The sequence below is a fragment of the Pseudomonas sp. F8002 genome (assembly GCF_013385495.1).
In the GTDB taxonomy this organism is placed as follows: Bacteria; Pseudomonadota; Gammaproteobacteria; order Pseudomonadales; family Pseudomonadaceae; genus Aquipseudomonas.
Genome location: NZ_JACAPW010000031.1, coordinates 206,266 through 227,944 on the forward strand (window position 1 = coordinate 206,266; position 21,679 = coordinate 227,944).

Annotated in this window: 24 protein-coding genes; 6 read left to right on the forward strand and 18 right to left on the reverse strand. The window is 61.3% G+C overall.

Annotated elements, in window-relative coordinates; all coding sequences use genetic code 11:
* Window positions 1-24: 24 nt before the first annotated feature.
* From HX811_RS22545 to HX811_RS22565, 5 genes are read right to left on the reverse strand one after another with little or no spacing between them, the layout of a single operon-like run.
* Entirely contained in the window at window positions 25-414 is a 390-nt protein-coding gene (locus HX811_RS22545; protein WP_003208000.1) for a RidA family protein, read from the reverse strand.
* Window positions 415-437: 23 nt separating this feature from the next.
* Window positions 438-1,223, reverse strand: coding sequence for an amino acid ABC transporter ATP-binding protein (locus tag HX811_RS22550; RefSeq protein WP_003207998.1), 786 nt, complete (start codon window positions 1,221-1,223; stop codon window positions 438-440).
* A complete protein-coding gene (locus HX811_RS22555) occupies window positions 1,220-1,882 on the reverse strand; it encodes an amino acid ABC transporter permease (RefSeq protein WP_010173357.1) in 663 nt (220 codons plus the stop codon). Before HX811_RS22555 ends, HX811_RS22550 begins: the two co-directional genes overlap by 4 nt.
* Window positions 1,883-1,891: 9 nt before the next feature.
* On the reverse strand, window positions 1,892-2,554 hold the full coding sequence (locus tag HX811_RS22560) for an amino acid ABC transporter permease (RefSeq protein WP_003207993.1): 663 nt from the start codon (window positions 2,552-2,554) through the stop codon (window positions 1,892-1,894).
* 52 nt (window positions 2,555-2,606) lie between these two features.
* Complete coding sequence (locus HX811_RS22565) at window positions 2,607-3,455, reverse strand: transporter substrate-binding domain-containing protein (RefSeq protein ID WP_003207992.1); 849 nt, start codon at window positions 3,453-3,455, stop codon at window positions 2,607-2,609.
* Window positions 3,456-3,790: 335 nt separating this feature from the next.
* Between HX811_RS22565 and HX811_RS22570 the strand changes: the two genes are divergently transcribed.
* Together HX811_RS22570 and HX811_RS22575 are read left to right on the forward strand one after the other, a co-directional pair.
* Window positions 3,791-4,027: a hypothetical protein gene (locus HX811_RS22570; protein ID WP_003207990.1), complete on the forward strand. Its 237-nt coding sequence runs from the start codon at window positions 3,791-3,793 to the stop codon at window positions 4,025-4,027.
* A 148-nt stretch (window positions 4,028-4,175) separates the two neighbouring features.
* Window positions 4,176-4,553: a co-chaperone YbbN gene (locus HX811_RS22575; RefSeq protein WP_177047475.1), complete on the forward strand. Its 378-nt coding sequence runs from the start codon at window positions 4,176-4,178 to the stop codon at window positions 4,551-4,553.
* Here the strand turns inward: HX811_RS22575 and HX811_RS22580 are convergent.
* From HX811_RS22580 to HX811_RS22600, 5 genes are all read right to left on the reverse strand, one after another.
* On the reverse strand, window positions 4,489-5,331 hold the full coding sequence (locus tag HX811_RS22580; RefSeq protein ID WP_087694193.1) for a PhzF family phenazine biosynthesis protein: 843 nt from the start codon (window positions 5,329-5,331) through the stop codon (window positions 4,489-4,491). The two genes, HX811_RS22575 and HX811_RS22580, sit on opposite strands and share 65 nt — an antisense overlap.
* Before the next feature lie 79 nt (window positions 5,332-5,410).
* Window positions 5,411-6,964: a TerC family protein gene (locus HX811_RS22585; protein WP_177047477.1), complete on the reverse strand. Its 1,554-nt coding sequence runs from the start codon at window positions 6,962-6,964 to the stop codon at window positions 5,411-5,413.
* A 269-nt stretch (window positions 6,965-7,233) separates the two neighbouring features.
* On the reverse strand, window positions 7,234-7,602 hold the full coding sequence (locus HX811_RS22590) for a lysozyme inhibitor LprI family protein (RefSeq protein WP_177047480.1): 369 nt from the start codon (window positions 7,600-7,602) through the stop codon (window positions 7,234-7,236).
* 12 nt (window positions 7,603-7,614) lie between these two features.
* Window positions 7,615-8,805 carry a sugar transporter gene (locus tag HX811_RS22595; RefSeq protein ID WP_008436945.1) on the reverse strand — a complete coding sequence of 397 codons (1,191 nt, stop codon included), beginning with the start codon at window positions 8,803-8,805 and terminating at the stop codon, window positions 7,615-7,617.
* Window positions 8,806-8,893: 88 nt separating this feature from the next.
* The gene (locus HX811_RS22600; protein WP_087694198.1) at window positions 8,894-9,892 is read right to left on the reverse strand and encodes a bile acid:sodium symporter family protein; all 999 of its coding nucleotides are present in this window, start codon (window positions 9,890-9,892) and stop codon (window positions 8,894-8,896) included.
* Window positions 9,893-9,977: 85 nt separating this feature from the next.
* Here HX811_RS22600 and HX811_RS22605 point away from each other — a divergent pair, with 85 nt between their 5' ends.
* Entirely contained in the window at window positions 9,978-10,766 is a 789-nt protein-coding gene (locus HX811_RS22605; protein WP_177047482.1) for a helix-turn-helix domain-containing protein, read from the forward strand.
* Between the two features lie 220 nt (window positions 10,767-10,986).
* Here HX811_RS22605 and HX811_RS22610 read toward each other — a convergent pair whose 3' ends face one another.
* The 7 genes from HX811_RS22610 to HX811_RS22640 all read right to left on the reverse strand — a co-directional run bounded on the left by HX811_RS22610 (window position 10,987) and on the right by HX811_RS22640 (window position 17,456).
* On the reverse strand, window positions 10,987-12,222 hold the full coding sequence (locus tag HX811_RS22610) for a Zn-dependent hydrolase (protein ID WP_177047486.1): 1,236 nt from the start codon (window positions 12,220-12,222) through the stop codon (window positions 10,987-10,989).
* Window positions 12,219-12,710, reverse strand: a complete 492-nt coding sequence (locus HX811_RS22615) for an L-2-amino-thiazoline-4-carboxylic acid hydrolase (protein ID WP_177047488.1) — start codon at window positions 12,708-12,710, stop codon at window positions 12,219-12,221. Before HX811_RS22615 ends, HX811_RS22610 begins: the two co-directional genes overlap by 4 nt.
* A gap of 31 nt (window positions 12,711-12,741) precedes the next feature.
* Window positions 12,742-13,881 (reverse strand): branched-chain amino acid ABC transporter substrate-binding protein, encoded by a 1,140-nt coding sequence (locus tag HX811_RS22620; RefSeq protein WP_177047490.1) that lies wholly within the window; start codon window positions 13,879-13,881, stop codon window positions 12,742-12,744.
* A 66-nt stretch (window positions 13,882-13,947) separates the two neighbouring features.
* Window positions 13,948-14,664 carry an ABC transporter ATP-binding protein gene (locus HX811_RS22625; protein WP_008436935.1) on the reverse strand — a complete coding sequence of 239 codons (717 nt, stop codon included), beginning with the start codon at window positions 14,662-14,664 and terminating at the stop codon, window positions 13,948-13,950.
* Window positions 14,657-15,430 (reverse strand): ABC transporter ATP-binding protein, encoded by a 774-nt coding sequence (locus HX811_RS22630; protein ID WP_102369348.1) that lies wholly within the window; start codon window positions 15,428-15,430, stop codon window positions 14,657-14,659. Before HX811_RS22630 ends, HX811_RS22625 begins: the two co-directional genes overlap by 8 nt.
* The gene (locus HX811_RS22635) at window positions 15,427-16,512 is read right to left on the reverse strand and encodes an ABC transporter ATP-binding protein (RefSeq protein WP_177047492.1); all 1,086 of its coding nucleotides are present in this window, start codon (window positions 16,510-16,512) and stop codon (window positions 15,427-15,429) included. Before HX811_RS22635 ends, HX811_RS22630 begins: the two co-directional genes overlap by 4 nt.
* The gene (locus HX811_RS22640) at window positions 16,509-17,456 is read right to left on the reverse strand and encodes a branched-chain amino acid ABC transporter permease (protein WP_008436930.1); all 948 of its coding nucleotides are present in this window, start codon (window positions 17,454-17,456) and stop codon (window positions 16,509-16,511) included. The genes HX811_RS22635 and HX811_RS22640 overlap by 4 nt, the downstream gene beginning before the upstream one ends.
* Window positions 17,457-17,628: 172 nt before the next feature.
* Here HX811_RS22640 and HX811_RS22645 point away from each other — a divergent pair, with 172 nt between their 5' ends.
* Window positions 17,629-18,528, forward strand: a complete 900-nt coding sequence (locus HX811_RS22645; RefSeq protein WP_003207960.1) for a LysR substrate-binding domain-containing protein — start codon at window positions 17,629-17,631, stop codon at window positions 18,526-18,528.
* A 136-nt stretch (window positions 18,529-18,664) separates the two neighbouring features.
* Here the strand turns inward: HX811_RS22645 and HX811_RS22650 are convergent, their stop codons facing one another.
* The gene (locus HX811_RS22650; protein ID WP_177047494.1) at window positions 18,665-19,666 is read right to left on the reverse strand and encodes an ABC transporter substrate-binding protein; all 1,002 of its coding nucleotides are present in this window, start codon (window positions 19,664-19,666) and stop codon (window positions 18,665-18,667) included.
* Window positions 19,667-19,827: 161 nt separating this feature from the next.
* Between HX811_RS22650 and HX811_RS22655 the strand changes: the two genes are divergently transcribed.
* Window positions 19,828-20,259 carry a hypothetical protein gene (locus HX811_RS22655; protein ID WP_177047496.1) on the forward strand — a complete coding sequence of 144 codons (432 nt, stop codon included), beginning with the start codon at window positions 19,828-19,830 and terminating at the stop codon, window positions 20,257-20,259.
* A gap of 67 nt (window positions 20,260-20,326) precedes the next feature.
* A complete protein-coding gene (potE, locus tag HX811_RS22660) occupies window positions 20,327-21,643 on the forward strand; it encodes a putrescine-ornithine antiporter (RefSeq protein WP_177047504.1) in 1,317 nt (438 codons plus the stop codon).
* Window positions 21,644-21,679: the final 36 nt, after the last annotated feature.

Sequence of the window (21,679 nt, forward strand, 5' to 3'; positions counted from 1 at the left end):
CCTGTGGTCTCAAGAGACGGGCATTTAGCCTTTTTTCTTGTAGGCCACGCAATCGATCTCAACCTTGCAATCGACCATCATGTTCGCCTGCACACACGCCCGCGCCGGGGCATGTTCCGGGTTGAAGTATTCGCCGAAGACTTTGTTGAAGCTCCAGAAGTCCCGTGGGTCTTCCAGCCATACACCGACGCGCACCACGTCTTCAAGGGCGTAGCCGGCTTCTTCGAGAATCGCCACCACGTTGCGCATGGTCTGGTGGGTCTGCTCGACGATCCCGCCCGTGATGATTTCACCGTCCACCGCCGGCACCTGGCCCGACACGTACAACCAGCCATCTGCTTCCACCGCGCGGGCGAAAGGACGAGGCTGGCCGCCGCCTGCAGTGGCGCCGGTGCCGTAACGAGTAATGCTCATAATGGATCTCCTGAAGTGATGATTTAAAAACGAATGTTCTTGAGAAATTCCGCCAGTCGCGGCGATTGCGGGCGTTCGAAGATGTCTTTCGGCGGCCCTTGTTCTTCAATGCGGCCCTGGTTCATGAAGACGATCTTGTCCGAGACTTCATAGGCAAAGCGCATTTCGTGGGTGACCAGCAACATGGTCATGCCCTCTTCCGCCAAACCCTTGATTACGCTGAGCACTTCGCCCACCAGTTCCGGGTCCAGGGCCGAGGTGACTTCGTCGAACAGCATCAGGCTCGGGTTCATCGCAATCGCCCGGGCAATCGCCACGCGCTGTTGCTGGCCGCCCGACAGTTGGCCCGGGAAGTGATTGCGGCGCTCCAGCAGGCCGACACGGTCCAGCCATTTTTCCGCCAGTGCAACCGCTTCGTCCTTGCCCATCTTCTTGACCTTGAGCAGGCCCAGGGTGACGTTCTGCAAGGCGGTCAGGTGCGGGAACAGGTTGAACTGCTGGAACGCCATGCCGGTCATCGCGCGGTGCTGGGAGATCACCCGCTCCGGGTGGCGCACGCGCTTGCCGCCGACCTCGCTGTAGCCGATGGATTCACCGTCGAGGGTGATCTGGCCGCCCTGGAATTCTTCCAGCAGGTTGACGCAACGCAGCAGCGTGGTCTTGCCCGAGCCGCTGGAGCCGATCAACGTCACGACGTTGCCGCGCTGCATGCTCAGGTCGACGCCCTTGAGCACTTCCACCGGGCCGTACTGTTTACGCAGGCCGCGAATGTTCAGCAGTGGCTGGCTTTCTTTTGAGAGTTGGTTCATGGCAACGCCACCCGCTTTTCAATGTAACGCCCCAACAATTCGATGGCGTAGTTGATGACAAAAAACATAAAGCCTGCAAACAGGTAGAACTCCAGGGTCATGAACGTCCGGGCGATGACCTGTTGGGTGCTGAGGAGCAGCTCGGCCACACCGATCACCGACAGCAAGGTGGAAGCCTTGACGATTTCGGTGGACGAGTTGACCCAGGTCGGCAGGATCTGCCGCAGGGCCTGGGGCAACAGCACGTAGCCAAGAGACTGGTAGAAGGTCAGGCCGATGGCCTTGCCCGCTTCCAGTTGCCCCTTGGGAATGGCCTGCAATGCACCGCGCACGATTTCCGAAACGTGAGAGCCGCAGAACAGCGTCAGGCCCACGGCACCGGCCTGGAACGCAGTGATCTGCCAGCCAAGCGCCGGCAGCATGTAGAAGCACGCCAATACCAGCACAAACACCGGCGTACCGCGGATCAGGTCGACGTACAGGCGAAACGGTGCGCGCATCCAGAATTTGCCGTAGGTCAGGATCAACCCGGCAACGATGCCGATCAGGGTGCCGAAGATAATGGCCAGGGCCGAGCAGTAGACGCTGGTCTGGAACCCCGCCCAGAGGGTTTCCCGGGCGATCCACAACTCATGCAGCCAGCTGGGGGATTCGTACATGGGCGCTCCTTAGCGGCGAATTGCCAAACGCTGTTCCAGGTAACGGAGCAGCATGGCAATGAGGTAACAGGCAGCCACATAGAGCGCGGTCGTGACCATCCAGGTTTCAATCACCCGGTAGCTTTCGACGTTGATCTTGCGGGCGTAATAGGTCAGCTCCGGCACCGCGATCGCGGCGGCCAGGGAGGTGTCCTTGAACAGCGAAATGAAATTGTTCGACAGCGCCGGCAGCACGTTGCGCAGCATCACCGGCACGGTGATGTACGCGCGGATACGCCACTCGCCCAGGCCAATGGCCAGGCCCGCTTCACGCAACCCCTTGGGAATGTTCAGCAGGCCTGCGCGAAAGACCTCGGTGAGGTAGGCACCGGCGTACAACGACAGGGTGATGATGAACGAAGGGATCTTGTCCAGCCGGATACCCAGGCTGGGCAAGGCGAAGTAGATCAACAGGATCAGCACCAGGATCGGGGTGTTGCGGATCACCGTCACATACACCGAGGCCACGATGCGCAGCGCACGGTGTTTGGACAGCATCGCAAACGCCATCAACAGGCCGATCACGCAACCGATGGCGATGGACAGCAGTGCCAGTTCAAGGCCGAGGCCGAGCCCCGCCAGCAAGCTGGGGAAATCGCGCCACACAGCGGCAAAGTTCAACTGATAGTTCATGGTCGGCAGTACCTGATTGGGGCGCCGTCAGCGACGCCCCAGGGTTTACGAATTACTTGAACTCAACCGGGAAACCGATCGCAGGCTCTGGCAGATCCACACCGAACCATTGCTTGAACGAGGCCTTGTACATCGGGAACTCCACGCCGGTCATGGCTTCATGCAGGGCGGTGTTGACGAAGTTCAGCCAGTCCTGGTCGCCACGCTTGACGGCGCACGCATAGGTTTGCGGGCTCCAGGCGTAGCTCGGGCTGCGGTAGCGGCCCGGGTTTTGCACCATCAGGTACTTGACCGAGGACTGGTCGGTGGCAGCGGTGTCGGCACGCCCGGAGTTCACGGCCTGGTACATCAGGTCGACGCTGTCGTACTGGTCGACCTTGGCTTTGGGCAATGCCTGGTGCACCAGCTCTTCGGCGTAGACGTTTTGCAGCACGGCCACGGTGACGCTGTCGCCGGCGGCCTGCAGGTCTTCGATCTCTTTGTATTTGCTGTTGGCCGGCAGCAGCAGGCCCACGCCTTCGCGGTAGTACGGCAGGGTGAAAGCCACTTGCTGCGCGCGGCTGGCGGTAACGGTGATGAACTGGCAGCTCATGTCGACCTTGTCGGTCAACAGGTTGGGAATCCGGGCATCGGAAGACTGCACCACGTATTCGACTTTGCTCGGGTCATTGAACAGACCCTTGGCCACGATGTGGCCGATGTCGATGTCAAAACCCTGCAACTTGCCATCCGCTCCCTGGAAGTGCCACGGCGCATTGGTACTGCCTGTACCCACGATCAGGTGCCCACGCTTGAGCACTGTATCGAGCTTGCTGTCCGCCGCCTGCACTACGCTGGCGAGGGAAGCCGATGCGGCGAAGAGAAAAACACACGCTTTGAACACGGAAGGTCGGTGATGCATGACAAGCACTCCAGGGATTGTGTATTCCGCTATACCGGAACTTAGTATGTAACAACGGAATAGACAGCAGAAAGTGTGCCACACGCAGTAACAGAAAAATATTGCGGGATTAATTTCTTTTTAAATCAACGGGATAGATTTTTATCAGCGATAAGGCACTGGGTCAGCCGCTGCAATCAGATTGCTACCGTTGGCTACACACCGGGGTGACAGGCCACATTTGGGTGCGGGGGCGGGTCGTTACCGTGCACGAAAGCGGTGCGGTGGCCGGATGGAAGAATTCCGTGGCTGGGCTAGTCTTGGCAGATGATCGACCCCCCAAGGAACGCGTTCAGATGAAGATCAGTCTTGTCCTTATGTTGTTGTCGCTGGCATTTGCCACCCAGGTGTTCGCCAAGGATGACCGGCGCGAATGCAAGGCCGAGCTGGTCAGGCTGAAGGCGGCGTTCAGTACGAACTACACCACGCAGAATCATCATGGGTATCGCAGGGCGAAGGATGCCAAGGATCAGGGTGACTATAAGCAGTGCGTGGGGTTGGCGAAGAAGGCTCGGGAGCGGGCGGAGCGCTGAATCCTTTGGGGCTGCTGCGCAGCCCAGCGGGAGCAAGCTCCCTCGCCACAATGGGCCAGTTGGGGGTGGGTACCTGTTAGTTTTGACAGTAGACGGTTTTGATCGCCGGGATTAGCGTGGGCCAGGCCTTTCGCTCAAGGAGATCATCATGGGAATTGCAACGGCGGTGATTGCCGATGCCGAGCAGTATCAGCAGTTGCTCAAGGCGCATAGAACGGTGTTCATGCTGTTTGTATCGCAGCACTGCCCGGCCTGCGGGGAAGCCGGGCCACTGTTTGAACGGATTGCCGGGAAATACGCCAGCTCCGTGAAGAGCCTGGTGCTCGACACTGCCCAAACCCCGAGGCATCCCGAGGTTACCGGCACGCCTACCCTGCTGGTTTTCCAGAACGGCAAGATGATCAATAAGCTGAAGGGGTTCGACGAAAAAACGCTGAGGGAGACGTTCGCCAAGACCAGAATCAGTCCTCCAACATCAACCGTGCCGTCCCCGAAACCCGAATCGAGGCACCCTTCTCATCGGTGATCTGCGCCTGCAAGCGTGACCGGCTGCCCATGTCTTCGCCTTGAATGATGTCGATGCGCCCGTTGTGCGGCCAGCCCAGGTCCCGCAGGTAGCCGGCAAAGGCAGCGGTCGCGGCACCGGTGGCCGGGTCTTCGTACACGCCGCCCACCGCAAACGGGTTGCGGGTGTGGAACAGTGTCGGGCTTTCGGCAAACACCAGCACCACGGTACCCAGCCCGGCGTCGGTCATGTAGCGGCGACCGGCTTCCAGTTCATAGTGCATCTGGCTGAGTTTGGCGCGACTGTCGAGCGCCAGCACCAGGTGGGAGATGCCGGCATGGATGATCGCCGGCGGAATGCTCGGGTCCAGGTCATTGCGGGTGTAACCGAACAGGGTCAGGCCCGCGTCCACCAGCGCATCGTTGGCCGGTGCGCTGCGGGTTGGCGGGGATTGCAGCGCGGCCTCGATCAGGTCGCCTTCGCTGCGACCGCTGACCGAGATATCGCCATTGTTCAACGCCAGGTGGAATTCGCCATCGCCCAACGCCAGGCTCAAGGCCGCACCGAGGGCGATGGTGGCATGCCCGCAAAACGCAACTTCGGACTCCGGCGCGAAGTACCGCACGCGCCAGCCGTCATCCTGCGGGCAGGCAAATACGGTTTCCGAAAACCCGACTTCGTGGGCGATACGCTGCATTTCTACAGCTTCCGGCAGGCTGTCACCGATCCAAACACCCGCCGGGTTACCGCCCTGGTTGCCGTCACAGAATGCAGAAATCTTAAGCACGTCCAAAGTCATTCGGGTAACCCTTCCTTAACGGTTCAGTGAGCGGCGATGCTATCCAAAGGCCAGCCCAGCGTCGAATGAAATTCACCCGTTAAAGAGGGGCCAGCAACACCTGCGTGACCCGCCGCTCCTCCACCGCCGCCACGGTCAGGCGCCAGCCTTCATGTTCCAGGCTGTCACCGACCACCGGCAGTCGATCCAGCAGGCTCATCACCAGCCCGGCCAGGGTCTGGTAATCCTCCGTCGCCATAGCCTTGAAGCCGGTGCGCTGGCGGATCAGGTTGAGGTTCAAGGCGCCATTGACGCGAAAACCACCCTCCTCCTCGACGATATCCGGGCCTTCGACCTCACTCGCATCCGGCAACTCACCGGCGATGGACTCGAGGATGTCGGTCATGCTCAACACCCCGATAAAGTCGCCGAATTCGTTGATCACGAAGGCAATGTGAGTCGACTCCTGACGCATCTGCTCCAGGGCATTGAGAATCGAAAAACTCTCCAGCAAGTTGACCGCCCGGCGCGCCAGGTGCTCCAGGTTCGGCTCGTTACCGGCCAGGTATTCCTTGAGCAACTCCTTCTTGTGCACAAAGCCCAATGGCTCGTCGACATTACCGTTGCGGATCAAGGGCAGACGCGAGTAAGACGAATGCATCAGTTTCAGGCGGATAGTGTCGGGATCGTCCGACAGATCTATAGAGTCCACCTTCGCCCGAGGCGTCATCAGCGTACGGATCGGGCGTTCAGCCAGTTGCAGCACGCCACTGATCATCACCCGCTCGCGCCGGTCGAACAGCGGCCCGCCGTTGGCATCGGGGTTGTCCAGCAGGTCGGCGACCTCTTCACCCACCTCCTCCACTGCCAGATTACGCCCGCCGAGCAAACGCATCACCGCGTGGGCCGTGCGCTCACGCCTCGGCAGCGTGCCCTGGGCCGACTTCTTGCGGCGCGACCGGGCGATCTGGTTGAACAGCTCGATCAGGATCGAGAAGCCGATGGCCGCGTACAGATAGCCTTTGGGAATGTGGAAGCCCAGGCCCTCTGCGGTCAGGGCAAAACCGATCATCATCAGGAAGCCCAGGCACAGCATGATCACCGTCGGGTGGGCGTTGACGAAACGGGTCAGCGGCTTGCTGGCAATGATCATCAGGCCGATGGAAATGATCACCGCGATCATCATCACCGCCAGCTCATCCACCATGCCCACGGCAGTAATCACCGCATCGAGGGAGAACACCGCATCCAGCACCACAATCTGCGCAACGATCGGCCAGAACATCGCATAGGCCACGTTGCCAGTGCGCTGAGCCACATGCCCCTCAAGGCGCTCATGCAATTCCATGGTGGCCTTGAACAACAGGAACACACCACCAAACAGCATGATCAAGTCACGGCCCGAGAAACTCTTGTCGAACACCTCGAACAGCGGTTGGGTCAGGGTCACCAACCAGGAAATACTTGCCAACAGGCCCAGACGCATCAGCAACGCCAGGGACAAACCGATCAGACGCGCACGGTCACGCTGCTCCGGCGGCAGCTTGTCCGCCAGGATCGCGATAAACACCAGGTTGTCGATGCCCAGCACCAGCTCCAGCACAATCAAAGTCAACAGGCCGAGCCAGGCCGTTGGATCCGCTAACCATTCCATTTTTCAGTATCTCTTCAAGTTTTTCAGAATGCCGGGCACGGCAACGCACGGTCGAGGGACCGGGTAAGGGTAGGCAATCGGAAGACGGGGTGCCTGGCCTGGAGGCAGGCGATCAGCGGGAACGGCGACAGTGCATGTCTTGGGGAAAGACGACTGGGAGGCTCCGAGAGGGTGTTCATGCAGGTCCTGTTGTGGGAAAAGGACTTGAATCGTACAGGCGAAACAAGAATTTCCTACAATGCAAAACTATTACAAGATCTGTAACTGCTTCAGAACGGCCCCTTCGTCATCACCCGCTCATCGATAAAGCTACGCAACATCGCAATACGCTGCGTATAGGCCTGGGTCAGGCAACTGACCTGGGCCCCGCACGTATGGCGTTTTTTTAGCCACACAGCCTGATCATCCATCAACGAACCGCGCCCGCCCATGGCCATGAAGTGCCGGTTGAGGTCATAAAGCAGCGCCATGGTCACGTCCTGATCATTGAGGGAGCGCGTGGCACAGATGGTTTTCTCGTCAGGCGCCTTCGCCCGGTCACAGTCAAAACTGGCCGCCAGGCTCACAGGGCTGAGCCACAACACGGAAAACCCGGCGAGCACTGCGAATACCGCCGGTTTAATCAAACGAACTGCCATGAAAATTACCTCCTACAGAGGGCTACGCGCCACACCCTGCCCAAACCGATAAATCGCCAGGCAATACCCAATCAACGCCACCGCTGCCAGCAACCCGCCCGCCGCGCCGATCCAGGCAAAACCAAAGTGGCTGCCCACCCAACTGCCCATCAACGCCCCGCCACCAATGCCGATGTTGTAGATCCCGGAAAACATCGCCATCGCCACATCCGTGGCATCCGGCGCCAGCACCAGCACCTTCGATTGCAACGCCAGGCCAAAACCCATGATGGCCATGCCCCAGAACACACTCAGGGTCACCAGGTACGACACCTCGCCACTCAACGGCAGCAACAACGCCAGGCACAGCGCCAGTATGGTCACCGCGCTGATCAGGAAACGATGGGGGCTAAAGCGATGCACCAGGCTGAACAACAACGAACCAATAATTCCCGCGCCGCCAAACACCAGCAGGATTAGGGTCACCGTATTGCCACTCATACCGGCAACACCTTCAACAAACGGCTCAACATAACTGTAGGCAGTGAACTGCGCCGTCACCACCATCGCCGTCAGCACATACAACGCCACCAGCGCCGGGCGCTTGAACAGCAGCGGCAGGCTGCGCAACGAGCCGGAGTTCTGGCTCGGCAGCAGCGGCAAGGTGCGCGCCAGCCAGAACACCAGCCCGGCGGCAAACGCGCCGATCACCAGGAAGGTGGTGCGCCAGCCCATGGCTTCGCCCAGCAAGCGGCCGAGCGGGATACCCAGAACCATCGCCAGGGAAGTACCGGTAGCCAGCAACCCAAGGGCCTGCACCTGCTTGCCCTCCGGCGCCAAACGCACCGCGAGGGAGGCAGTAATCGACCAGAACAACGCATGGGACAGGGCAATGCCGACCCGGCTGAGCATCAGGATGCCAAAGCTGGTGGCCACGCTGGACAGGATATGGCTGGCGATAAACATGCCGAACAGCACGATCAGCAGCTTGCGCCGCTCGACGTTACGGGTCAGCAGCATCACCGGCAGCGAGGTCAGGGACACGATCCAGGCATAGATGGTCAGCATCAGGCCGACGCTGGCGATGGGCATGTCGAAGCTCGCGCCGATGGCACTCAGCAGGCCGACCGGTACAAATTCGGTGGTATTGAAAACGAAAGCGGCCAACGCGAGAGCGAAGACCGGTTGCCAGTTGGCTTGAGGTGTTGCGGCGGAAATGCTCATTGACAGGTCGTCGTACTCGTTTGCGCGCAGATCAAGCCGGCCCGATGCCGGGCCTTGAGCCGCGCGCAAAAAATAGTAACACGACGATTCAGGGATCGACTTGCCCCATCAGCTCGGGAATCGACTCAGGACGCTTGGCATAGCGCTGGGCCAGCGCCGCGCAGACCATCAACTGGATCTGGTGAAACAGCATCAGCGGCAAGATCAGCACCCCCATGCTCGCCCCGGCAAACAACACCTGGGCCATCGGCACACCGGTGGCCAGGCTTTTCTTCGAGCCGCAGAACAGGATGGTGATCCGGTCTTCCTGGCTGAAGCCAAAAGCCTTGCCCAGCACCGTGGACGCCACCAGTACCAGCGCCAGCAACACACAGCACGCCACCACCAGGCCACCCAGTTCCCACAACGGAATCTGGTGCCAGATGCCCTCGTTGACCGCTTCGCTGAAGGCGCCGTAGACCACCAGCAAAATCGAACCCTGGTCGACGAACTTCAGCCAGGATTTGTTACGCCCTACCCACTCGCCGATCCAGCGACGGGCGATTTGCCCGGCGATGAACGGTAGCAACAATTGAACACTGATTTTCAGGATCGCATCGACGGTGGAGCCGCCATCGCCATGCACATTCAGCAGCAACGTCACCAGCAATGGCGTCAGGAAGATCCCGAACAGGCTCGACGCCGCCGCGCTGCAAATCGCCGCCGGGATATTGCCCCGGGCCAGGGAGGTAAAGGCAATCGCCGACTGCACGGTGGCGGGCAACGCACACAAATAGAGCATGCCCATGTACAGGTCTTTACCGATCAGCGGCGACAACACCGGCTTGAGCGCCAGGCCCAGCAACGGAAACAGCACGAAGGTCAGGCTGAACACCAGCAGGTGCAGGCGCCAATGACCCGCACCGGCAACAATGGCCTGGCGCGACAGTTTCGCGCCGTGCAGGAAAAACAGCAGCGCGATGGCCAGGTTGGTCACCCAGCCAAAGGCCACGGCGGTCTGGCCGCTGGCGGGCAGCAGGGACGCGAGGATCACCGTGGCCACCAGGGTCAGCGTGAAGTTGTCAGGTAAAAAGCGTGGGCGGGTCATAGGCCAATCTTCCAAGGGTTGCCAAGAGCATCGTCGCGACTCTAACGTAACGGCTTATTACCGACTAACGCCAATGAGCCAGTAAATGCCGCCAAAAGGACATGACAAAACTGTGCGCCGCAGCGTGCCCGGGCTTTCCAGCCTGCCGAGGCCGGTGTATGGCCGCACCGAATCCCTGCCCAACCGCGCGCTGACCCGCCGCCATAGTCACCCGTGGGTGCAGTTGTCCTACGCAATATCCGGGGTGCTGGAGATCCAGACCAGCGTAGGACGCTTCGTCGCGCCACCCCAGCGGGCCGTGTGGATACCGGCCGGCATGCCACACCGGGTGTTCAGTTCGCCCCATACCGAGATGCGCAGCCTGTACCTCGATTGCAGCGTCACCGCCTGGGCGGCCGACCGCTGCCAGGTGCTGGCGGTGAGCAGCCTGTTGCGCGAGTTGATTCGCAACTTCAGCGAATTGCCGGTGGAATACGCCGAGGATGGCCCGGATGGACGGCTGGCCCAAGTGGTGCTGGACCAACTGGCCGCCGCGCCCCAGGTCGACCTGATGTTGCCGCTGCCGGCCGACGGCCGCTTACGGCAGATTTACCGCAGCCTGAACCTGCACCCGGAGCAGCAAACCACCCTGGGGCAGTGGAGTCAGAAACTGGCGGTCAGCGAGAAAACCCTCAGCCGGCTGTTCCTGAGCGACACCGGCCTGACCTTCCGCGCATGGCGCCAGCGCCTGCGATTGTTGAGCGCCCTGCCCGCCCTGGAACAAGGCGAACGCGTGACCGATGTAGCATTGGCCTGCGGCTACGAATCCACCTCGGCCTTCATCAACGCCTTCCGCCAGCAGTTCGACGCCACACCCGGTGAGTTCTTCCGCTGACCATCAGACAAAGAAGCTCCAGAGCGAAAACTGGGTTTCCTATGGGAACTCGCCCCCCCCTGTGGAAACTCGGTCCCCCTGTGGGAGCTGTCGAGCTTTAGCGAGGCTGCGATGGCGGCCTGACTGTCGACATCTCTATTTTGCCTGACAGGGCCTCATCGCAGCCTCGCTAAAGCTCGACAGCTCCCACAGGGAACCCAGTTGAACAGTTAAACCTCGCTCACTCCCCCGCCTTGGCCAACACCGCCTGCAACAACACATCCGCCCCCGCCGTCGACCACTGCGGATGAATCTCCTCCGCCTCGTTATGGCTCAACCCATCCACACACGGCACAAAAATCATCGCCGTCGGCGCCACCCGGTTCAGGTAGCAGGCATCATGCCCGGCCCCGGAAATCATGTCGCGATGGCTATACCCCAACGCTTGCGCCGAAGCCCGCACCACCTCCACACACTCAGGGTCGAAGGCAATCGGCGCGTACTGGAAAATCTGCTTCACGCTGTGCTGCAAACCAATCCCCTCGGCGATCCGCGCCACCGCCGCCTGCAACTGCCGATCCTGATACCCCAGCACCGCTTCATCCGGATGCCGAAACTCCACACTGAAAAACACCCGCCCCGGCACCACGTTGCGTGAATTGGGGAAGATATTCGCCATGCCCACCGTCGCCCGCCCTTCGGCGCCCTGTTCCAGGCCGATCTGGTTCACCGCCTCCACCACCCGGGCAAACCCGAGCAACGCATCCAGCCGGTGATCCATCGGCGTCGTCCCGGCATGGGCGCTTCGCCCGCTCAGTTCCACTTCATACCAGCGCTGGCCCTGGGCGCCGGTGACCACACCGATGGTCAGGCCCTGTGCCTCAAGAATCGGCCCCTGTTCGATATGCAGCTCAAACGCCGCATGCACCGCCTGGCCACCCACCGGATGCGCACCGGCATAGCCAATCTGCTGCAATGCCTGGCCGATGGTGATCCCGGCCTTGTCTTCCCGGGACAGGCCGTACTCCAGGTCAAACACCCCGGCATACACCCCCGAGGAAATCATCGCCGGCGCAAACCGCGAGCCTTCTTCGTTGGTCCAGTTCACCACTTCGATTGGCCGCTCGGTTTCAATCCCCAGGTCATTCAAGGTGCGCACCACCTCCAGCCCGGCCAGCACGCCGTAGATACCGTCGTACTTGCCGCCCGCCGGCTGGGAATCGCCATGGGAACCGGTCAGCACCGGGGCCAGGTGATCCTGGCGCCCGGCGCGACGGGCAAAGATATTGCCCATGGCATCCACCCGAATGCTGCAACCGGCCGCCTCGCACCATTGCACAAACAGGTCGCGACCGCGGCGGTCCTCATCCGTGAGGGCCAGGCGCGAGACCCCGCCCTTGTCGGTGCCGCCGATCTGCGCCATTTCCATCAGCGAGCCCCACAGGCGCTCGCCATTGACCCGCGCCAAGTCGTTCATGAACGCGGCTCCTGGGGTTTGGCCCGGTAGCGGAAGTCACAGTGATGGGCACCGCCCATGATGGTCTGGGTGCGGGTCAGCTTGATGTCCGGGTTGTAGCCGACGATAAACAGTTCGTCGCGGTTGCAGGACAGCAGGTGACCGATCTCGCCCAGGCCCATCTCGTGATACATCTCGGCATAGCGGCAGCGCTTCACGTCATAGTCGTAGTGCTCGGCGTCGCTGGCGATGATCTCGACCTTCAGCGCATCGTCCTTTTCCCAGAGCACTTGCAGCTCGACAAAGCTCTTGAGGTCGGCGCCCTGCTCTTCCAGCTCGGCAAAGTGCTTGCCGGCCTGGATCGCTGCATTGCCCACCGCCTCGCCGATCACCGCCGCCGCAAACTCCTTGCCCTGCTCGCGCACCAGGATCTCGTAGATCGGCTTGATGATTTCGGCTTCGATCCGACGCCGGGCCAGGATGCCCAGTTCACCTTCCAGCTTGCTCATTGTGTGCCTCCGTCAGCTCCACAGAATTCGTTTACTTGCCGCCCGCCACACTCACTGGCTGCCACTGATTGCCCTTGACCTGATACACGGTGAACGACGGCTTCTTCAGGTTGCCCTCGGCATCAAACGCGATAGTCCCGGTCACGCCCTGGTAGCTGATGGCGCGCAGCACCGGCAGGTACTTTTGCGGGTCCACCGAGTCGGCCTTCTCGATCGCCGCCACCAACACCCCGACACCGTCATAGGCAAACGGCGCGTGCAGTTCGATCGGCGCCTTGTAGCGATCCTTGTAAGCCTGCTCGAACGCCTTGCCACCCGGCATCTGCGCCACCGCCAGGCCCGGCTCCAGGGCAATCACGCCCTCGCCTTCGTTCTGCGCCAGTTGCAGGAAGGTCTGGCTGACAAACCCACCGGCCCCCATCAGCGGTGCCTTGATGCCCAGTTGCTTGATACGCCTGGCCAAAGGCGCGGCCTGGGAATCGACGCCACCAAAGAAAATCAGGTCCGGGTTCTGGCTGCGGATATTGGTCAGCACTGCGCTGAAATCGATGGTCTTGTCGTCGACGTATTCACGAGACACCACCTTGGCGCCACCGGCCTCGATGGATTTGACGAACTGGTCGGCCAGGCCCTGGCCGAATGCGGTGCGGTCGTCGATCACCGCAATGCGCCGGGCCTTGAGGGTGTTCAAAGCATAGTCGCCGGCCACCTCGCCGCCATCGTCGTCATGGCCCATGATCCGGAAGCTGGTGTCGAAGCCCTGCTGGGTATACGCGTGCCCGGTAGCAACCGGGGCGACTTGCGCGATACCTGCATCGTGATAAACCCGCGCCGCCGGAATGCTGGTGCCGGTGTTCCAGTGGCCGACCACGCCCACCACGCCTTCGTCCACCAGGCGCTGGGCCACGGTGACGGCGGTGCGCGGGTCGGACTGGTCGTCCTCGGACAGCAGCTTGAAGGTCACCGCCTCACCGTTGATTTTCGGGTGCTTGGCGTTGGCCGCGTCGATGGCCAGTTGCGCGCCGTTTTCCAGGTCCTTGCCGATCCGCGCCGACGGGCCGGTCAACGGCCCGGCCAGGCCGATCAATACAGTCTGGTCGGCCTGGGCCATGGCACTCGCCAGGCTGCTCAGGGCCAGGCCGATCACTAGGGTGTGCTTGAAAGTCTTCATCAGTGGTTCCTGTTTCTTTACGGGCTGGTCGGAACACGCCGGGCGTCCGGTAGCGTCAGGGTTGATTCATTCACCGAGGTAGGCACTGCGCACCTCGGGGTGGTCGAGCAATTCATGGGACGGGCCAGTGAGGCTGATGCGCCCGGTGTCCATCACATAGGCACGGTCGGTGACCTGCAGCGCGAGCCGGGCGTTCTGCTCCACCAGCAGCAGGGTCATGCCCTGGCGGCACACGTCGTCGATCACCTGGAAGATCTTCTCCACCATGATCGGCGCCAGGCCCATGGACGGTTCGTCCAGCACCAGCAAGCGCGGCTTGGAGAGCAGCGCCCGGGCCAGCGCGAGCATCTGTTGCTCGCCACCGGAGAGCAGGCCGGCGGACTGCTGCAGGCGCTCCTCCAGACGCGGGAAGTGCTCGAACAACTGGCGGATCTCGCGGTTCACCTGCTCGGTGTCACGACGCAGGAAGGCTCCGGCCTGGAGGTTTTCCAGGACGCTCATGCGCGCAAAGATCCCGCGCCCTTCCGGTACCATCGCAATGCCCTGGCGCAGCAATTGGTCCGGCGCCTGGCCGAGGATCGAACGCCCGGCGAAGTGAATCTGCCCCGCCGCTGCCGGCAGCAATCCGGTCAGGGCCTTGAGGCTGGAGGTCTTGCCGGCACCGTTGGCACCGATCAACGTCACTCGCTCGCCTTCGCCGATGTGTAAATCCAGGGACTTGACCGCTTCGATGGCGCCGTAGCGCACCTGCAAGCCGTCGACTTTCAATAAAGGTTCAGACATGGGCGCTGGCTCCCAGATAGGCCTGGATCACCGCCGGGTCGCGGCGCACCTCGGCAGGCGCGCCCACCGCGATCACCTGGCCGTAATCGAGCACGCTGATGCGGTCGCACACCCCCATCACCAGCTTCACGTCATGCTCGATCAGCAGCAGCGTGTGGCCGTCGTCGCGGATCTTTTCCAGCAGGCCGCGCAGTTGCACTTTCTCGGCAGCGTTCATCCCGGCGGCCGGTTCGTCGAGGGCCAGCAAACGTGGTTCAGTGGCCAGGGCCCGGGCGATTTCCAGGCGGCGTTGATGGCCGTAGGACAGGCTGTCGGCGCGGTAATTGGCGAACCCCGCCAGCCCGACATACGCCAACAGGCGATGGGCATGGGCGCGGGTTTGCGCTTCTTCTTCCCGGGCTCGACGATGGCGACTCAAGGCGGCCCACACGCCATTGCGGGTGCGCACATGGCGGCCGACCATGACGTTTTCCAACGCGCTCATGGTGTTGAACAGGCGGATATTCTGGAAGGTCCGGGCGATGCCGGCCTGGGCCACCTGGTGCACGCTGGCCGGCTTGTAGTCCTCGCCGTCGAGCTGGAAGCGCCCGGAATCCGGGGTATACAGGCCGGTCATCACGTTGAAGAAGGTGGTTTTACCGGCGCCATTGGGGCCGATCAAGCCATAGATCTCCCCAGGCTGGATGCTCAGGCTCACGTCGGTGAGCGCCGCCACGCCGCCGAAGCGCTTGTTCACCTGGTCAATCTGCAACAGCGGCTGATTCATCGCGCCACTCCTTTTGGCCACAGGCCTGCCGGTCGATAGAGCATCGCCAGGATCAGCGCGAGCCCGTAGAACAACTGACGAATGATTTCCGGGTCCACCAGCACCTGGCCGAACAGCGCCTGCTGCAACGGGCCCATGCTCGCGCGCAAGGCTTCGGGCAACGCCGCCAGCAATACGCAGCCGAGAATCACCCCGGGGATATGGCCCATGCCGCCGAGCACCACCATCGCCAGCACCGCGATGGACTCATTGAGAGTGAAGGACTCCGGCGAGACAAAGCCCTGGAACGAGGCGAACAACGCCCCGCTGACGCCGCCAAACCCGGCACCAATGGCGAACGCCAACAGCTTCAAGCGCAGGGTGTTGACGCCCATGGCCTGGGCCGCTTCCTCATCTTCACGAATCGCCACCCAGGCCCGCCCGATGCGCGAACGCTCCAGGCGAATGCAGGCAAACAGGATCAGCACCACCAGCGCGGCGAACAGGTAGTAGTACAGATAGACCGAAGGCAGGCGCAGGCCGAACAGCTCCTGGGTGCGCCCGAGGTTGATCCCCAGCAGGTTGACCGGGTCGACCTGGGAAATACCTTTGGGCCCGTTGGTGATGTTCACCGGGCGATCCAGGTTGCGCAGAAATATGCGGATGATTTCACCAAAGCCCAGGGTCACGATGGCCAGGTAATCGCCGCGCAGGCGCAAGGTCGGTGCGCCCAACAACACGCCAAAGCCCGCTGCCAGCAACGCGGCCAAGGGCAGGATCAACCAGATCGAGGTGTGCATGCCCGCCGGCAGCAGCGCCATCAGCGCCGGGAATTGCTGCAACAGATGCGGCGAGGACAGCAATGCGGCGAGGTACGCGCCCACTGCGTAGAACGCGATAAAACCCATGTCCAGCAGCCCGGCGTAACCCACGACGATGTTCAGGCCCAGGGCCAGCATGATGTACAGCAAGGCGAAATCGAGGGTGCGCACCCAGGTATTGCCGCCGGCATGCCCGACAATCCACGGCGCCAGCACCAGCGCCACGGCGAACAATACAAGGCCAAAGCTGGCGCGCTGGCGGGAGGTATTCAGGACACTCATGCGCGGGTCGCCAGTCGTTCGCCCAACAGCCCCGAAGGACGAAACACCAGCACCGCGATCAACACGATAAAGGCAAACACATCCTGGTAATTGCTGCCGAACACACCCTGGGTGGCAGCGCCCAGGTAGCCGGTACCCAGGGCCTCGATCAACCCCAGCAGCAGGCCGCCAAGCATCGCGCCCTTGAGGTTGCCGATGCCGCCCAATACGGCTGCGGTGAACGCCTTGATGCCCGGCAGGAAACCCATGTAGAAATGCGCGCTGCCGTAGTTGCTCGCCATCATGATTCCGGCCAATGCCGCCAGGGCGCCGCCAATGGCAAAGGTCAGCACGATGATGCGATTCGGGTTGATGCCCATCAGGCTCGCCACCTGCGGGTTCTCGGCCACGGCGCGCATGGCCCGACCAAAGCGTGTGCGTTCCACCAGCACCAGCAGCGCGACCATTACCGACAGTGCGACGGCAATGGTGGTCAGGGCGGTAGCGTTGGTGATCGCCGGATGCGCCGAAGCTCCCGCGAGCACTTCAATCGGTTCCAGCGGCAGCAGTTGCGGGAACATCTGCGGGTTACGCGTCCACACCAACATGGCGACGGTTTGCAGCAACAACGACACCCCGATGCCGCTGATCAATGGCGCCAGGCGCGGCGCATTGCGCAGGCGCCGATAAGCGACCCGCTCAATCAGCACCGCGAGTACCGCGCAGAACGCCATGGCAATCACAGTGGCTGCCAGCAGCACCAGCACCGGCGGCATCGCCGGCCATGTCACCTGCAACAGGCGAATCACCGAGAGGCCCACCAAAGCGCCAATCATCAACACATCGCCATGGGCAAAGTTGATGATCCGCAAAATGCCGTAGACCATGGTGTAACCCAAGGCCACTAGCGCGTAGAGACTGCCCGTCATCAAACCATTGAGCAGCTGCTGGATAAACGCATCCATGGAAACCATCGACCTCACTACTGACGAGGGCGGCACACTAAGCATCTATTCTGTTTTTATCAAATATCAGAAATTCATATGGTTATGCCAAACGCATAAAGCGCTATAACCGCCATAAATACGGCATTTATGGCTCTTTATTTGCCATCTCACTTAGTATTTAATTCAACACATGAATAATTTAGAACAGTTAGCCAATGACCCGCCGTTGCGTGCCGTGCGCACCTTCGAAGCGTTTGCCCGCCACGGCGGAGTGAATTCCGCCGCCCGCGAGCTGGACGTGTCGCCCTCCGCCGTCAGCCATCAATTGCACCTGCTGGAAAGCTTTCTGCAGCAACCGCTGACCTTGCGCCAGGGCCGCAACCTGGTGCTCACCGAAGAAGGCCGCGAGTACTACCGCGCAATTCGCTCGGCCTTCGCCGTACTGCGCAGCGCCACCGAACACGTGCGGGAAAAAAGCGCCACACGCCAGGTCACCATCAGCCTGATCCCGCTGTTCGGCATCAACCTGTTCATCCCGCGCCTGGCACAGTTCCTCAAGGACCACCCGGCGCTGGACATCAACGTCACCTACGCCAACCACCGCAGCTACCCCAGCGACGCTGCCGATTTATCGATCCGCTTCGGCACCGGGCACTGGCCGGGGTACCACAGCGAGCCGCTGATTTCCGGGGCGGTGACGCCGTATTGCAGCCGCGCATTCCTGGAGCAACACGGGCCGATCGACACACCTGAGGCGCTGAGTGAATTACCTCTGTTGCACGACGAAGAGCGCGGCACCTGGAGCCAATGGTTCCAGGCCGCCGACGTGCATCACGGGACCGCGTTGAATGGTTTGCTGCTGGAGGATGGTCAGTTGGCGCTGACGGCCACGCTGACCGGATTGGGCTGCTCACTGCTGCGCGCGCCACTGGTGGCGCCGCATGTGGCAAATGGGGAGTTGGTGAAGCTGTTTGATCTACAGGTCGATGATGGCCGCCAGTACTACCTGTGCCGGCGGGCCAACAGCGAGTTGTCGAGCGAGGGGAATCACTTGTACGACTGGATCAAGAACAACCTTGCGGGAACCTGAAAACACCGCAGATCCAATGTGGGAGCTGGCTTGCCTGCGATGGCGGTGGGTCAGCCAACACATGTATTGACTGCCCCACCGCCATCGCAGGCAAGCCAGCTCCCACATTTTGTACTCATTTCAATTCGAGACAGAGTCAGCTGCCGTTCCCGCCATGCGCCTCTTCAAAGAAGTAATCCTTCCAGCTCCCCGCCTTGTTCTTCAACACCCCCAACTCCTGCAATTTCTCGGCATAGATATAGGTACGCTGCGGCACGATGGTGAAGTCGATTTCCGGGTCCTGGACAATCTTCTCCACCAGCGCCAGCGGTAGCTTCGACTGCTCTACACGAATGTAAGCCTGGGCGGCTGCCGGCTTGTCGGCCTTGATGATTGTCTCGGCCTCGGCCAACGCGTCAAAGAACGCCTTGTAGGTCTTGGGGTTCTCGTCGTGGAATTTCTCGGTGGTGTACAGCACATTGAACGTCGCCGGGCCGCCGAGAATGTCGTAGGAACTCAGCACCTTGTGCACCTTGGGATTCAACAACTCCTGATACTGGAACGGCGGGCTGGAAAAATGCGCGTTGATCTCCGAACCGCCGGCAATCAACGCGGCGGTCGCGTCCGGGTGCGCCAGGCTGATGGAGATATCGTCGAATTTCTTGTAGTTGTCGTTCCCGAACTGCTTGGCGGTTTCAATCTGCAAGGTACGCGACTGGAAACCCACGCCCGCGGCCGGTACGGCGATGCGGTCTTTTTCGCCGAAGTCCTTGAGGGTCTTCACATCCGGGTTATTGGTCAGCAGGTAGTTGGGCATCGAGCCCAGCGAGGCGATGGCCTTGACGTTCTGCTTGCCCTTGGTGCGGTCCCACAGCGTCAGCATCGGCGGCACACCTGCCGACACCACGTCCAGCGCGCCGGCCAGCAGCGACTCGTTCATCGCGGTGGCGCCGGAGATACTGTTCCACTCCACCTTGATGTCCAGGCCCTGTTCCTTGCCGTGTTTCTCGATCAGGTTCTGGTCACGAACCACATCGAGGATCAAGTAGCCGATGCCGAATTGCTGGGCGATGCTGATCTTGCCTTCGGCGTGTGCACCAAGGCTGAGGAGCGCACTGGCTGCTGCCAGGAGCGTCAGGGTGGGTCGTTTTATTATCATGAGAACGCTGCCGCGAGGTTGAGAAGGGTTGCGAGCGTAGCGGCCCACGTACAGTGCGAAAAAGAATATCGCGATCTATGGATATACGAAAAACACTGCCCGCCTAGGCTTTCGGCTGGTATCGTGCCGCCCTTGAAAAAACCGCTGCGAGGAAATGGACCTTGAACACTGACGAAAAAATGACCGGGGACCTGTTCGAGGTGGACAAACGCCTGTCACTCAAGCCCGTGGTGGACTTCAACAACTACCTGCGCAGTGCTTTCGGCGATGGCCCCTGCACCTGCATCCGCTGCGTCGCCAGCGAAGGCAACGAGGCCGGTTACGAGTTCCAGCACACCTTCGATTTCGACGGTAAAAAAACCCACCGCCGCTTCGCCTCCACCGCTGGCAGCGACGTGCTGCTGATACTGAAGAAAGCCTGGTTGTCTTACACCAAGGCCGAGCTGCCGTTGAGCGGCGCGCTGGCGCTGGACACGGTGAAGGAATTTGTCGAGCCGCAGCTGCACAAGCGCGTGGCGCCGCTGTTCCTGGCCAGTGGGTTGATCAAGGATGTGGAAGGTGAGTTGCGGATGCAGCCGCAGGCAGCAGGCTGATAATCGCGCAAACAGGCAACAAGCTGCTTCACTGACAAGGCTGTCCTCTCAGCGCAAGGAGTCGCCGATGGCCGAGCCAAGCAAAAAGATGAGCCTGATGGGCCTGACCACCCTGGTGGCGATCAACATGATGGGCTCGGGCATCATCATGCTGCCCGCCAGCATGGCGCAATTGGGTGCGATTTCGCTGCTGTCGTGGCTGATCACCGCCGTGGGTTCGATGGCGATCGCGTACTGCTTTGCCCAGTGCGGCCTCTTCTGCACCCGCACCGGCGGCATGTCGGCCTACACCGAAGAGGCCCATGGCAAGTCGGGTTTCTTCCTGTGTTCGTTCCTGTATTTCCTGTCGCTGATCATCGCCAATGTGGCGATAGCGATTTCGGCGGTGGGCTATCTATCGTCGTTCATCCCGTGGCTGGGCAGCGGCCCCATCCCCTTGTTCATCGGCACCCTCGGGCTGATCTGGCTGACCACCGTGGCCAACTTCGGCGGCCCGCGCCTGACCGGGCGGATCGGCGTGATCACGGTGTGGGGCGTGATCATTCCCGTGGCGGGCTTGAGCGTGATCGGCTGGTTCTATTTCAAGACGGAGGTGTTCAGCGATGCCTGGAACCCCAACCAACTGCAACTGTGGGATGCGATTGGCGCGAGTATCCCGCTGACCCTCTGGGCGTTCCTCGGCATGGAGTCCGCGGCCCAGGGCTATGACGCGGTGGAAGACCCCAAGCGCACCGTGCCGCTGGCCTGCCTGCTGGGCACCCTCGGCGCGGCGCTGGTGTATGTGCTGTCGACCACAGTGATTCAGGGCATCGTGCCCAACGCTGAACTGGCCGAGTCTTCTGCGCCGTTTGCCCTGGTGTATGCGCAGATCTTCACGCCGCTGGTGGGCGATATCATCATGGCCCTGGCGGTGGTGGCGTGTATTGGTTCGCTGTTGGGCTGGCAATTCACCTTGGCGCAAACGGCCAAGATGTCGGCGGACCAGCGCCTGTTTCCGCGCTTCTTCAGCCGGGTCAGCCGCGCCCACGCGCCGGTGTTGGGGCTGATTGCCTGCGCGGCGTTGCAGAGCCTGATTGCCTTGTCGACCATCTCGCCCACAGCCAGTGCGCAGTTCGGCAAGTTGGTGAACCTGGCGGTGGTGACCAATTTGATCCCTTACGTCACCGCGCTGACCGGGCTGCTGGTGATGATGCACAAGGCGCGGGTGGCGGCGGTGGTGTATGCGCGCAATACCACGGTGTTGCTGATTGCCGTGGGGTATTCGCTGTATGCGATTTACGCGTGTGGTGAGGAGGCGGTGTTTGGTGCGACGCTGGTATTGGCGTTTGGGTATCTGTTGTATGGGTTTTTGGCGCGGCGGTTTATTACGGCCGGTGGTGGGTGAATATCCGTTATTTTGGTGATGGCTGAGATTGGTTCC